Source organism: Burkholderia sp. BCC1998, assembly GCF_905339875.1.
Taxonomy (GTDB): domain Bacteria; phylum Pseudomonadota; class Gammaproteobacteria; order Burkholderiales; family Burkholderiaceae; genus Burkholderia.
This window is the reverse complement of the sequence record NZ_CAJPHE010000023.1, coordinates 67,560-80,502: the sequence shown is the minus strand read 5'-3', so window position 1 is coordinate 80,502 and position 12,943 is coordinate 67,560. Positions and strand designations below refer to the sequence as shown.

Annotated in this window: 11 protein-coding genes; 10 read left to right on the top strand and 1 reads right to left on the bottom strand. The window is 62.2% G+C overall.

Annotated elements, in window-relative coordinates; all coding sequences use genetic code 11:
* Positions 1-21: 21 nt before the first annotated feature.
* Positions 22-156, bottom strand: a complete 135-nt coding sequence (locus tag U5A56_RS30325; protein WP_006750603.1) for a hypothetical protein — start codon at positions 154-156, stop codon at positions 22-24.
* A 398-nt stretch (positions 157-554) separates the two neighbouring features.
* Between U5A56_RS30325 and U5A56_RS30320 the strand changes: the two genes are divergently transcribed.
* The 10 genes from U5A56_RS30320 (at position 555) to U5A56_RS30265 (ending at position 12,942) form a co-directional block, all read left to right on the top strand.
* Positions 555-986: a hypothetical protein gene (locus U5A56_RS30320; RefSeq protein ID WP_321926138.1), complete on the top strand. Its 432-nt coding sequence runs from the start codon at positions 555-557 to the stop codon at positions 984-986.
* 112 nt (positions 987-1,098) lie between these two features.
* Entirely contained in the window at positions 1,099-1,911 is an 813-nt protein-coding gene (locus U5A56_RS30315; protein ID WP_321926136.1) for an alpha/beta hydrolase, read from the top strand.
* 185 nt (positions 1,912-2,096) lie between these two features.
* Positions 2,097-3,266 (top strand): class C beta-lactamase, encoded by a 1,170-nt coding sequence (gene ampC, locus U5A56_RS30310; protein WP_321926134.1) that lies wholly within the window; start codon positions 2,097-2,099, stop codon positions 3,264-3,266.
* A 758-nt stretch (positions 3,267-4,024) separates the two neighbouring features.
* Positions 4,025-6,496, top strand: a complete 2,472-nt coding sequence (locus tag U5A56_RS30295; RefSeq protein WP_321926132.1) for a type VI secretion system Vgr family protein — start codon at positions 4,025-4,027, stop codon at positions 6,494-6,496.
* A gap of 11 nt (positions 6,497-6,507) precedes the next feature.
* A complete protein-coding gene (locus U5A56_RS30290) occupies positions 6,508-7,260 on the top strand; it encodes a DUF4123 domain-containing protein (RefSeq protein WP_321926131.1) in 753 nt (250 codons plus the stop codon).
* Positions 7,261-7,300: 40 nt separating this feature from the next.
* Positions 7,301-9,868, top strand: a complete 2,568-nt coding sequence (locus U5A56_RS30285; RefSeq protein WP_321926129.1) for a T6SS effector BTH_I2691 family protein — start codon at positions 7,301-7,303, stop codon at positions 9,866-9,868.
* Positions 9,869-9,871: 3 nt separating this feature from the next.
* Complete coding sequence (locus U5A56_RS30280; RefSeq protein WP_415749242.1) at positions 9,872-10,960, top strand: DUF6708 domain-containing protein; 1,089 nt, start codon at positions 9,872-9,874, stop codon at positions 10,958-10,960.
* A 9-nt stretch (positions 10,961-10,969) separates the two neighbouring features.
* Positions 10,970-11,461, top strand: a complete 492-nt coding sequence (locus tag U5A56_RS30275; RefSeq protein ID WP_321926127.1) for a hypothetical protein — start codon at positions 10,970-10,972, stop codon at positions 11,459-11,461.
* Positions 11,462-11,530: 69 nt separating this feature from the next.
* Positions 11,531-11,791, top strand: coding sequence for a PAAR domain-containing protein (locus tag U5A56_RS30270; RefSeq protein ID WP_069220720.1), 261 nt, complete (start codon positions 11,531-11,533; stop codon positions 11,789-11,791).
* An 11-nt stretch (positions 11,792-11,802) separates the two neighbouring features.
* The gene (locus U5A56_RS30265) at positions 11,803-12,942 is read left to right on the top strand and encodes a hypothetical protein (protein WP_321926125.1); all 1,140 of its coding nucleotides are present in this window, start codon (positions 11,803-11,805) and stop codon (positions 12,940-12,942) included.
* The last annotated feature ends 1 nt before the right edge of the window (position 12,943 follow it).

Here is a 12,943-nt window from a genome sequence, read left to right as displayed (position 1 = left end):
CTGCCGTGCGCGCCGCCGTCGTTACGGACGCAGCAGGTCGAATCCGCCGAACACGACCACGCCGCTGAGCGCAATCATCGCGACCGAATGCTGGCCGAAATAGAGAATCGCGGCCGCGAGCCACGTGGTCAGGCAGAAGGCGCCGATGCGGGCCATCGTGAATTCCTCGAAATGCGTGATGAAGGGGGAGCGTGCCGAAGTCGGCGCGTCGCATGTCGATGCGGGCGCGGGGCTCGCGTTGCGACGGCGCCGGACGGCATCGCGTATCGGGCCCGACCGGACGGGCGCCGACGCGGGGCAGCCCGCGAGGCCTTGCCGGAAGCAGCCGGTGTGCTGCGGCAGCAGGCCAGCCGGCGATTTTACCAGCGTCGACGGCCGGCCAATCTGGCCCCTTCGCGACGATCGGCGGCACGCGCACGGCGCGGGCATCTCTGGGCATCTCAGGGCAGCTGGAAAGGCGAGGCTCAAGTTTCATCCGACGAATACCGTAAACCGGTTGCAAGGTTTCCCCTGTTCAACCGACCCGAGTCGCACACTCACTACGGACCGACACGATGCAGATCGACCCTTCTTCCGCCGCGCAGACCTCGCCAGCCGCTGGCAACGCGACCGCCAACCAGTCCGGCACCGGTGCCGCGTCGACGGCGACGTCCGCCGCGTCGTCGCCGGCGGGTGGTGCCGCGCAGTCGGACGGTGCAGGGCAGACGCCGGGCGCGTCGGGATCCTCGGCCGAGGATCCCGCGGTCAAGCAGTTGAAGCAACTCATCGAGCGCCTGCAGAAACAGCTTGCGCAACTGCAGCAGCAGATGGCGGCGGCCGCGCAGCGCGCGAAGCACGATCCGGCGGCGGCACTCGAGCAGCAGACGCTGGGCGCGGAAGCCAGCACGATCTCCGCCGCGCTGTCGACGGCGATCGCGCAGCTTGCGCAGGCGATCCAGAAGTCGGGTGGCTCGACGTCCGGCGCGCTGGTGTCGACGCAGGCCTGAAGGCACGGCACGGCGCCGCGCCGTCGCGCACCGCAGCGCGTGGACGCGTCGCGGCACGCTGTCGCGCGCATTACAATCGCAAGCTCGTCTCCCTCGCAAGGACGGCAGAACGATGAACGCGGAATTCGCCGACGACGACCTCGTCCGCTTCGACGCGCAAGGCGGCACGCCGCTGCCGGCGGCCGACGCCGAAGGATGGCTGGACCACGACGGCGCGCGCATCTGGCACGCGTCGTTCGGCCAGGGCCCGCCCGTCGTGCTGCTGCACGGCGGCCTCGGCCACGGCGGCAACTGGGGCAACCAGGTGCCGGCGCTGCTCGCGGCCGGCTACCGCGCGATCGTGATCGACAGCCGCGGCCACGGCCGCAGCACGCGTGACGATCGCCCCTATTCCTACGAACGCATGGCCTCCGACGTGCTGGCGGTGCTCGATGCGCTGCGCATCGAGCGCGCACGCTTCGTCGGCTGGAGCGACGGCGCGTGCGTGTCGCTCGTGCTGGCCGCCCGCGCGCCGGCGCGTGCGGCGGGCGTGTTCTTCTTCGCGTGCAACATGGATCCGGGCGGCACGAAGGAAATGGTGCCGAGCCCGCTGATCGACCGCTGCTTCGCGCGGCACCGCAAGGACTACGTGCGGCTGTCCGCGACGCCGGACCGGTTCGACGCGTTCGTTGCCGCCGTCAGCGAAATGATGCGCACGCAACCGGATTACCGCGCGGCCGACCTCGCGGCGATCGCCGTGCCGGTCGCGATCGTGCAGGGCCAGCACGACGAGTTCATCCGCCCCGACCATGCAGCGTATCTCGCGCGCACGATTCCGGGCGCAACGCTGACGATCCTGCCGGGCGTGAGCCACTTCGCGCCGCTGCAGCGGCCGGCGCGCTTCAATGCCGCGATGCTGGCGTTTCTCGACCGCTTGCCGAACTGACACGCGCGGGACCGGTTCACGTGCCGCATAAGATTTTCTTTAGGCTCGCGCAACATATCGTCGATTGTCGGCTGGCGGCCGGCAGCGGATAGTCCTGCTTCGACGGGACGGCTGGCGCGGCGTCCGCGCGGCGCGGCCGAATCCGTTGTTCATGCAACCATCTGAAAATCGAAGGAACCGCACCCATGCGATTCAACGCGATCCGCATCGCCGCGACCCTGTTCGTCGCCGCATGCGCCGCCACCACGGCCGGCCGCGCGGCCGCCGCCACGCAGGACGAGATTCACGACACCGTAACCCGCCACGTCGCACCGCTGATGAAGCAGTTCGCCATTCCCGGCATGGCGATCGGCATCGTCGCCGACGGCAAGCCTTATGTGTTCGACTACGGCGTGATGTCGACGCAAACCGGCCAGCCGGTGACCGGCGACACGCTGTTCGAGATCGGCTCCGTCAGCAAGACGCTGACCGCGACGCTCGCATCCGACGCGCAGGAGGGCGGTGATCTGTCGCTCACGGATCCGGCCGGCAAGTATCTGCCCGCGCTGCGGGGCAAGCCGTTCGGCGGCGTGACGCTGCTCGAGCTCGGCACGCACACGCCCGGCGGGATGCCGCTGCAGGTGCCCGACAGCATCCGCGACGACGCGGGCCTGATGCGCTATCTCGACGCGTGGCGTCCCGCGTACGCGCCGGGCACGCGCCGCACCTATTCGAACGTCGCGATCGGGATGCTCGGGCAGCTCACCGCGAAGGCGATGAATCGCGACTTCGCGGGGCTGATGGAACAGCGGCTGTTTCCCGCGCTCGGGATGACGCACACCTACATCAACGTGCCCGCCGCGCGGCAGGCCGACTATGCGCAGGGTTATACGCAGGACGGCAAGCCGATCCGGATGACGGGCGGCATGCTGTGGCAGCCGGCGTACGGCGTCAGGACGACGGCGGCCGACCTGTTGCGCTTCGTGCAGGCGAACATGGGGCTCGTCGAAACGGCGCCGCGGTTGCAGCGTGCGCTCGAACGCACGCACACCGGTTATTTTCGCGCGGGCCCGTTCACGCAGGACCTGATCTGGGAACAGTATCCGTATCCGGTCGCATTGCCGACGCTGCTCGCGGGGAATGCGCCGCCGATGCTCCACGACGCGACGCCCGCGACCGAACTCAAGCCGCCGCTCGCACCGCGCCCGGACGCGTGGATCAACAAGACGGGGTCGACCAACGGCTTCAGTACCTATGTCGCGTTCGTGCCCGCGAAGCGGCTCGCGATCGTGATGCTCGCGAATCGCAGCTTCCCGATCGAGGATCGCGTGAAGACTGCGTACCGGATCGTCGAGTCGCTGGGCGGCAAGCCGTAATCAGCGTCGTGCCCGCCCGTGCGGAATTGCTTGTAACGGGTGATCAGTCCGGTTTCGTCAATGCGACGCGGCCGGGCTGCACGTCGCGTTCGGCGACAAGGTGATTGGCACGAACCACACGCTGCCGACGGGCAAGGCCGCGCGCTATACCGGCGGCCGGTGAGGCGGCTGGACGATGGGCGCGTTGCCGGGTTCGCCGCAGATCCAGAACGTCGTCCCGACCACGTTCTTCAGGACGACGACATGGGCCGGCCCGTGGCTCGGCGTGACCGGCTCGGTGTCTATCGTCGTCGCGGGCCTCGCATTTCTCGAATGGCGCCGCCAAACGTTGCCTCGGGGCTGCGGGTCCGCGTGGCTTCGACGTCCCGGACCGCCTGCACGAGCAGTAGTTGCAGCGTACGGCGGTGGACGATCAGAACCCGATGTTCGGATGGCTATCGCTCGAGGTCGAAGAGCGCCGTGCCGCGATCCTGTCGCCCCGACGGACGCTCCTTTGAGCCAGCGCACGACGTAGCGACAGCGCACGCGACGTACCCAGATCGGGCGGATCGATGCCGAGTTGCTCGCCGAGATGCGCCATCCACCATTGGCTCAGCGACCGAACCCCTTCCGATGGGCCTGTTCCGTGCTTTGTGGTATACGTCTGAGCTTATGTTGTGCGCTGGGGCGCGGCAGTTCAAATTTGATGCGCCCCCTTTTCCGAGGGCGCACGGGCGGCCCAGCGGCATTTCGCGCCCGGATCAACGGATAAAAAAACAATGCAGAACACGGCACAAGCCCTGAGAGACCTTGCGCTGGGGCCGCAGCACAACCGGCAAGTGCAAATCAACTTTCCGGACGATAACGCGCCTTACAGAATCTTGCTGCCGAACGCATTCGAGGCGGTTGAAGCGCTATCAAAGGATTTCGCGTACAAGATCGAAATCCTGTCGGACAACGACCAGCTCGCGCCGAAGGATTTCATCGGTAAGCGCGTGACGGCCAGCATGGCATGTGGCGACGGAAGCCAGCGCTATTTCAACGGTTATATTTTTGCATTCCGACACATTCGCACGGACGGCGGCTGGGTTTTCTATGAGGCGCACGTCGGCCCATGGCTGCGCTATCTGAAGTACAGCCAGCACAATCGCCTGTTCCTCGATCAGAACCTGCACGACCAGACTGCGACGATCTTCCAGGACTACGGCGCGTTGCCCGAATGGGATTGGCAGGTCGGCGAAGACGATCCGCGTATGACGATGGCCTGTCAGTTCGACGAAGACGATCACAATTACGTGCATCGGCGCTGGGAACACGCCGGCTATCTGTACTGGTACGAGCACACCGCCACGTCGCACAAGCTGACCGTCTCCGATCCGACGCGTCCCGCGCATGCAATCGACGGCAAGCTTCACGAAATCCGTTTCCATAATGGCATGGGTGCCGAGGAATCGGACAGCATTCTGAGCTGGTCCCCGTTCCAGCAGACCACGTCGACGCATGCGGAACTGTCCCGTTTCGATTTCAAGAGCCCGACGCCGACCCATGTTCAAACGAGCCTGTCGAGCATGGAAGCCGCGCTGCCGCAACTCGAATGGAACGAGTACGCCGGCGCATACGGCTATCGGAACATGGAGCATGGCTATCAGCTCGTCAATCGCCGGATGGAGGAAATCGAAGCGACGATCAAGCGCTTCGATGCGACGGGCAACAATCGCTTCGTGCAGCCGGGGCGCTGGTTCCGACTGACGGACCGTTACGGTTCGGCGCTGAGCCGCGATCAGAGCGACGATGAATACCTGATCATCGCGGTTCGTCATGTGGCGACCAACAACTATCTGCAAGACACCGGTGTGCTCGCGGAATACCGCAACGAGTTCACGTGCGTTCCTAGGGCGACGCCGTGGCGGCCCGGGCGCGGCTTCAACAGTGTCGACACGAAGATCCTCGCACCGCAGACAGCGACCGTCGTCGGCCAGTCAGGCACAAGCATCCAGACCGACGAACACGGCCGCGTGCTGGTTCAATTCCACTGGGATCGCGACGGCAAGTATTCGACGTGGGTGCGGGTCGCAAGCGGATGGGCCGGCGGCGGCCAGGGGATGGCGGCACTGCCTCGCATCGGTTCCGAAGTGATCGTGCAATGGCTCGACGGTAATCCGGACCACCCGATCATTACGGGCCGCGTGATGAATGCGCGCAACGTCCCGTCGTGGAAGCTGCCGGACGAAAATGCGCTGATGGGCATTCGCAGCCGGGAACTGAGCGGTGCGGACGGCAACGCGTCGTCCGGTCGCAGCAATCACCTGATATTCGACGATACGGCGAACGCCATTCAGGCACAACTTCGGTCTGACCATGCGGCGAGCCAGCTTTCGCTTGGCAAGATCACTCGCATCGAAGATTGGCAGGGGCGCAAGGATGCCCGCGGCGAGGGCTTCGAGCTGCGTACGGATGAGGTCGGCGCGATTCGCAGCGGCAAGGGCATGGTGATCAGCACAGAGGTGCGTCCCGCCGCGCAGGGGCATCTTTCGGATGTTGGTGAGCCGGTATCACGCCTGACCAAAGCGCAAACGTTACACGGACAACTTGGCAAGCTCGCGCAGCATTATCAGGCTCAGGACAACGGTGGGGACCAGACGCCGATCGCCGACGCGCTGAAATCGCAGGTGGAGGGTATCCAGGGCGCGGGTGCGACGAGCAGCAGCGACAAGGGCGAGTTCCCTGAGCTCAACGAAGCGCACCTGCTGTTGGCCGGCGGAGCTGGCATCGCCGTCACGACGCCCGCGACGGCGCACGTCACGGGCGGGCAGCACGTAGCGGTCACGGCCGGCGATAGCATGTCGGTCGCAACAGGCAAATCGTTCTTCGCGAGCGTATCGGACAAGTTTTCGTTGTTCGTGCACAAGATGGGCATGAAGCTGATTGCGGCGAGCGGCAAGGTGCAAGTGCATGCAGAAAACGACGAGCTGGAACTGCTGGCGAAGAAGGTCCTGTCGATCATCAGCACGACGGACTGGATCAACATCACCGCCAAGCAGGGCATTCGCTTGACGGCCGGAAACAGCCAGTTCGAAGTCAGCGCGAAAGGCATCATGGGCTATACGCCCGGCGAGAACAAGATTCATGCGGGCAGCCACGATACGGTGGGGCCGGAAAGCATCCCGGCGCAGTTCCCTGGATCGGACTTGTGCTCGCAATTGGCTGACGGTGCCGCACAAACCGGCCAAGCGTCGATCGCGCTCACCTGATGGATGACCGAATGAAAACGTCCACGCCCCCGATGCAGGCTGTACCTGATCGTCAGGAGCCGATGACGACTGGATTCCTGTTGGTGGAACCTGCGACCCTCGCGCACGTGCCTGATCTAGCCGCGCTCGACATGCGTGCCTGCACGCCACGCGTACTGGCCCATCGCGAAGAACTGATGCCACGGTTGATCGACCTCGCCGCGCTCGATCCGGAGGGGCAACGGATTGCGACCGAACGATGGCAAGAGGAACCGGAAGTTGAGCGACCGCCCGCAATTTGCGCGTGGATCGACAGCGCCGTGGATGCCGATGCGCTCGCCGAACACATCGCGCGGTATCTGGTCGGTCCTGGAGAGGGCGGGCAGCCGGTGTTCTGGCGGTACTACGATCCGCGTGTCTTGAGCCTCACGCTGGCAGTGTTCGATCCGACCCAGCGACTGGCCCTCTTGGGACCCGTCCGCGAATGGTGCTTCGCTTGGGGCGGCCATCGCTGGCGCAGCGCCGGCATAGGTGCCGAAATTGTGCCGCCGGACGATCAATCGTCGGGCTGGCCGCGCCTTGACCAGTGGCCACGTATCAACCGCAGCGAGATCGCCGACCAGATTCGCCGCCGGCTGCCGGCACTGTCGGTCGATCAGGCAGCGCAGTTGCCGGCAGCGCTCGATGCGGTCTTGCGCTCGGCGGGCGGACAGGATGCGATGACCACCGACGCGCTCGTCGAAGATGCGGTTCAACGTATGCGGCACGCTTTCGCGACCGAATAAATACTGTCACTTCACAACATGAAATTCCGAGGATCAACCCATGCCGACCACTAAGGGCTGTCCGCTTTGCGATCGCCAGTCGCTGCTGATCTATCCCGTCCGATACGCGATCGCGTGCCCGCGTGGCGCATCCAAAGCGCCGGCTCTGTCCGGCAATTTTCGGATCGACGGGCGCGCCCCTCAGGCCGTTGCCACCGCCAAGTACACGCTGCGCGCATTGCGCCCTGGCTATCTGTACACGTACGACGAGAAGCGGAAGAAGCTGGCCGCCTATATGGTTCTCGACGACGGGATCATGTGGAATTTCCCGCCGGACGTGACGCCGCCGCCGGGCGACGCGGAGAACGCGCTTACCCAAGGGTGCGCGATGAACGGAGACTTGGCTTTCGAATCGTTTGGCCGTTGTGTGAGCGTTGAACACACGCCCGGAAGTGACGAGGCGGCCAACCTCTGGATTGGCTGGTCGAATGTGCGATGGACCAAGGACCTCGTACACAACAAAATCAACGATGCCGCTTGGCGCAAGCAGCATATGCAGTGCATCAGCGTTCCCGCGATGCTGGCCGGGGGCGCGACCGATACGGGCGAATTTCAGTCCACCCAGAGCAAGATCGCGCATTTCGCGATGGACGCTCAGGCGATGAAGTCGGCGTTTGGCTTTAGCAACCGCGCGCCCAAGGACGAGATTCGCCTACGTCAGCGCAACGTCGCCAAACGAATCGGTGATGCGATGGCCGAGTCGCCCAACAAGAAAGGTTTTGTGGTCGCGGTCAACGACCCTGTCGGCCTCACTAACGATCTCGCGGAACTGACGGTTCCCAACCTGAACAACGGTTTCGACGAACAGGTGTATTGGAAGTGGACTTCGGCGCAACTGCTCGAACGTGCTGAAGCGGGAATCCGAGCGAATGCGAAGGCCGTTACGGGACTGACCTATGGAACCTCGAAAACCATCGCGGACGCCAATGCAGTCAATATGAAGGTCGGCGCACCAATTGCACCGGATGCGATTGGTTTTTTTCACGTGATGCGCTCCTGGATTAGAACGGGAAGTCTTGAGCAGGCGATGAAGGAAGAGGATCGAAAGACCGAGAACGTTCCCGCAACGCAGGAAGAGGCGGCGAATGAGGCGTGGGAGGACGCAGCATTCAAGGTCGGTCCCGATGGGAAGCGAACCAGCGTGCTCGATGAAGAGGCGTTGAAACGCTTCCCGCAGGAGTATCAGCAAGCGCTCGAAGCCTTCAAGTCGAAGTGGCAACCGCTAGTGCAAGCGCACGCGGATTGGCTCAAGTCGCAATTGCTCGCTGAATGGATGGCTGGTGTTCACGATTCGCAAGATCTTCGGAGCGGCTACGCGTACAGTGAATCGTGCGCACAGGCTATTGGCGCTGCTGTCGGTACCGAGGCTTGCAAGAAAGTGCTCGATGACTGGTTGAACGGTCAAGCTTCGAATATCCGCAATCTGTACGTGCGTGCCCTGATGTTCAATCAGGACACGCTGATGAAAGCGGCGGATGCACAGGTGCACGGTTCTGATATCCAGTATGAGAACTTCCTGAACCTCTACAAGGAAGCGTTCAAAAAGATTGAAAAACTCGGTAACGCGGCCGACCTGCGCGATCGACTCATCGTGACGACCGCCAATCAGATCGTCGGCGTACTCACGAAGGCAACGCGGGGGGCCGCGCTCGGCTTCGTGACCATTCGTTTGGCGATACAGTCAGGTGTTCGACTCAAACCGTCACAAGTCAGCAAGCTTGCCATTCGCGACTGGGCTTTACAGCAAGCCCGGGAGTTGGGCGTCAAACTGGACGGCAACCGGACCGAACAGCGCGCGTCGGCGACCCAAGTCGGGAAGCAGGTTCTGAGGACGGCACCACCGAGTGATCCGAATATCGTCGCCTACGAGATGGACGTCGACGCTCTGGTCCGGGACGGGAAGTTGGAGGCCAGCGCGATCAAGGCCGTTAAAGTTCCGGGAGTGGACTCAGCTAAGAAGTGGCTCAATTCGTCGACCGAGTTCAATTTGGGCGTCGTGACTGTAATCTTCCAGATGACCACGCTCACGTTTGCCACCCTAGATTGGAAGGATCGAGATCAGTTCAATCAGACCGAAACCACTCTGAAGGGCATTGGTGCTGTTGTTGCGATCGTCGGCACTCTCGTCGAATACTCGTCGGAGACCGTAGTGAAAACACCGGCTCATCCTTTGTCAGCATATCTCATGAAAGCGTGGGGCGTCTCCAAGGGAGGCGCTGAGGCGGGGGTAAAGTTTGGCCGTGGACTCGGCGCGGCCGCAGGCATCTTCTTGGCTGGGTATGACATTTTCAAGAACGCGCCTGAGGCTTTCCAAAATCACGAGAAGAAATTGGGATGGCTCTATATCGGCAGTGGAAGTCTTGGCGCGTACGTTGCTATTGCCGCACTTTTCAGTTGGCCCCTATTCTGGCCGGCCCTGATTTTGTCGATTCTGATAGCAATTGCGATTGCAATTTTCAAGGCGTCAGCCCTCAAGGATTGGGTCTCACGTTGCAAATTCAGCAAGGGGGAGCACTACGACTCCCTTGAGGCGGAACTCAAGGCATTTAGCGCGGCGGCGGGAGGCTGACATATGGACGAACGCGTCATGAAGAAGTGCATCGGCAAGCCGATACCAGAGTGGGATCTAGCACATCGCTTGCCGATCGATCGATTTGTCGGTCCGGATGTTCAGGATTGCGGGGCAACATTCAGCATTAACTCGATCTTTATGGATGTGATCGAGCCTTCCTTTCTCGAAAAACAATGGTTTGTCACTGGCGTAGTGTTCGCCTTCCTGTGTATAGGGATCGGGCCATATGTCTATTGGCTCACTCATATTCGCTACCCATACGCGGCTGATTCACTGGGCGATGTTTTTGCGGTATGCATTTCTCTAGGATTTGGTTTCATAGTCTGGAAACTTGGGCGCGGCCTGTTCTTTGGTCTCCGCCACCGCCCGATCCGCTTCCATCGCGAAGCTCGCAAGCTTTTCGCGATTCGCGCGCGGCGGTTTTTCGCGAAACCCGGCGAGGGTGACATCGTTTGGGAAGCACCGTGGACGGAAGATTCGATCTTTTGCCTGCACCGCGAAGACACGTCGTTCGGAACGATCTTCCACATCCGACACTATACGGTCGACGACCACGGCAATGTCACTCGCGTGTTCTCGATCGGTCGGGAATGGACCGGCAAGCGGCAGGTCGAAATGGCGCTCGCGCAGTGGAACTATTGGTGCGCGTACATGAATGACGGCCCGAACGGCTTGCCCAAGCCGATGCTGTTTCACACGCAGCATGAGACGCCGCGCGAGTCGTTCCTGTTTTCGTTGTATAGCTTTGGGATGCGTGCGCCGGTCTTCATTCGTCTGTTGATGATGCCGCTGATTCTGGTTTTCACCGTCATGCGAGTCCTTGCGAATGCAACGTGCCGCGATCCCGTCTGGCCTGCTGCGATCGAGCAAATCTCCGCGATCGCTCCCGACGATCTTTACGCGGAACCCCGCTCCGGAACGCCTGTCGGATGGGGGGACACCGTGCTGGCCCAGCAGCGCGGCGAGTACCCGGATGATCCGAAAGCACGGGTCGAAGACTGGGCGGGAGAACCCGATGGCGGAACGTATGCAGCAGCTTGGCTCGAGAACCCAGATGCCGACATGATGCACGCGGCGACCCGCAGCTAACGATGAATGATGAAGAGGGTTTCCGGCATGATAGAGAGGCGAATCGTAGCGACACTAACCACTACGCTTGCGTTGTTCGTTGGATGCACACCAAGTGCGTTCGCAAAATACGATGCTGCGGAAAAAGCGGTTCGGGCAGCACTGTCCGATGACCAGGACGTCGAGTTTTCCGACTTATATGAAAGCACTCCCGATTTGCGTGGGATAAGTCAAACGCCGAACGACAAGCACACGTTCATTTGCGGTTACGCCACCTACAAAAAACAGGATGGCAAACCAGTTCGAGTACGCTTTATCTATGTGGTCCATTCGGATGATCCGTCTCTCGCCGACTATGGCCCACTCAACCTGGAGAAGCCTGAGTTGAATTACGGCATTCGTGATGAAAGCAGTGGAGGCAGGTATGCGACCGCGTTCGAATTCTCCGGGTGGAATCGCGTTTGCGCCAATGCTCAGCATCCGAAAACTTTTAGCGGAGTCGCTCCGAAGAGCGACGGTTGACCTGGATGCGGTACCGATCGGGTCTCGCTAGTTCAACAGCATGGCAATGCAAACGATACGGAAAGGATGATGAAGGATGAAAACGGACGAGGCGTGATCCGCCTGCACGACAAAACGACCCACGGCGGCGAAGTCATCACCGCGAGCGACGATCTGACAGCGCTTGGTGTTCCGGTTGCGCTGAAGGATCACCTGACATGGTGTCCGAAGTGCGGCGGGCAGTTCAGGATCATTCCGCAAAACAGCACGCGCAACCATCACGGTACGCCAGTCGCCTTTCACGACGATTTGACGGAGTGCGGGGCGCGACTGATTTCGTCGCTTGAATAGAGGTATCGCGCATGAGCGGTTCGGTAGGTCGGGTGGAGAAAGTAACTTTGACGGGTGCGTCGTCTCGCAATCCCGTTTTGATATCCGAGGCTCAGCGTCAAGCGCTGCGCGCCGACATTCGTCAACGGCTCGTGACTGCGCTGATGCGCTCGGGCGACGCCGTCACCGATCCGAAGCTCGCTCGCTTGCCCGGACCGGTTCGCTATCGGGTCACGGGTGCGCTCGCCGCGTGGGACGCGCTGCGAGCTGAAACAGATTGCGTGGCGTCGCCGACCCTAACCGAGATGCTGCGGTCGCACGGCATCCTTCGTTTGACGCGCTATTTCGATCGGTTCACACGGGACCTCTTGCCGCACGGCGCTGACGGCCGCCCGGCCGACGTACTCGCCGGGGTCGCTCAATACAGCGCCGTGTGGCTGGCATTCGAGGTACGCAAAGGAGCTTTTTACGAGCCGACCCCACCGCTGCACCGTCTGCTCGACGCCACCTATATCGCGGAGGATGTGCCGATCGGCATGCTCAAGATGCCAACCGATACGCTGTGCATCATTCCCGAACCTACCCGCTGGAAACAGGCTGGCGACATCGAGGCGATCGCGATTTTCAAGAACGACCGGTCAATCGGGTTTGCGACATGGCTAATGGCTGGCGGTCCTGATGATGGCGCGACGATGGATTCGATTACGCTGCCGCTGGAAGACCCCGACAAGACGATCCGTGAGTTGGTGGACGACTTGTTCCAGCGGCCTGCGGCTGACGGAATGCCCGATCCGCCTGCCGCTCAGCAGTTCTGGCGCGACGCCCTGGACTACGCGATCAAGATGTTGTTGTACCTCAACGTACGCGATGCACAGGTCGTCCATGATCGCGCTTATTCGAACGTGCCGCGACACTTTCCCGGGCTCGGCAAGCGCAAGCGCACGGAACGGCTCGCCGAAATCGAACAACTCTACGATCGCCACGTCGTCGGCCCCGCGATTCTCGACGCCGAGGCGGCCGAATCAGTCCCATCGGACAGCGTACAGCGCGAAGTAAGCGGCCACTGGCGGCGGCCGCACTTCCGGATGCAGCCATACGGCCCACAAGCGGCATTGCGCAAACTTATCTTCGTCGGCCCAACGCTCGTGCGTCCCGATCGACTGGGGCTATAGC

Coding starts and splice junctions, on each gene's coding strand:
- U5A56_RS30325 (WP_006750603.1), bottom strand. CDS start 156: ATGGCCCGCATCGGCGCCTTCTGCCTGACCACGTGGCTCGCGGCCGCG.
- U5A56_RS30320 (WP_321926138.1), top strand. CDS start 555: ATGCAGATCGACCCTTCTTCCGCCGCGCAGACCTCGCCAGCCGCTGGC.
- U5A56_RS30315 (WP_321926136.1), top strand. CDS start 1,099: ATGAACGCGGAATTCGCCGACGACGACCTCGTCCGCTTCGACGCGCAA.
- ampC (WP_321926134.1), top strand. CDS start 2,097: ATGCGATTCAACGCGATCCGCATCGCCGCGACCCTGTTCGTCGCCGCA.
- U5A56_RS30295 (WP_321926132.1), top strand. CDS start 4,025: ATGCAGAACACGGCACAAGCCCTGAGAGACCTTGCGCTGGGGCCGCAG.
- U5A56_RS30290 (WP_321926131.1), top strand. CDS start 6,508: ATGAAAACGTCCACGCCCCCGATGCAGGCTGTACCTGATCGTCAGGAG.
- U5A56_RS30285 (WP_321926129.1), top strand. CDS start 7,301: ATGCCGACCACTAAGGGCTGTCCGCTTTGCGATCGCCAGTCGCTGCTG.
- U5A56_RS30280 (WP_415749242.1), top strand. CDS start 9,872: ATGGACGAACGCGTCATGAAGAAGTGCATCGGCAAGCCGATACCAGAG.
- U5A56_RS30275 (WP_321926127.1), top strand. CDS start 10,970: ATGAAGAGGGTTTCCGGCATGATAGAGAGGCGAATCGTAGCGACACTA.
- U5A56_RS30270 (WP_069220720.1), top strand. CDS start 11,531: ATGAAGGATGAAAACGGACGAGGCGTGATCCGCCTGCACGACAAAACG.
- U5A56_RS30265 (WP_321926125.1), top strand. CDS start 11,803: ATGAGCGGTTCGGTAGGTCGGGTGGAGAAAGTAACTTTGACGGGTGCG.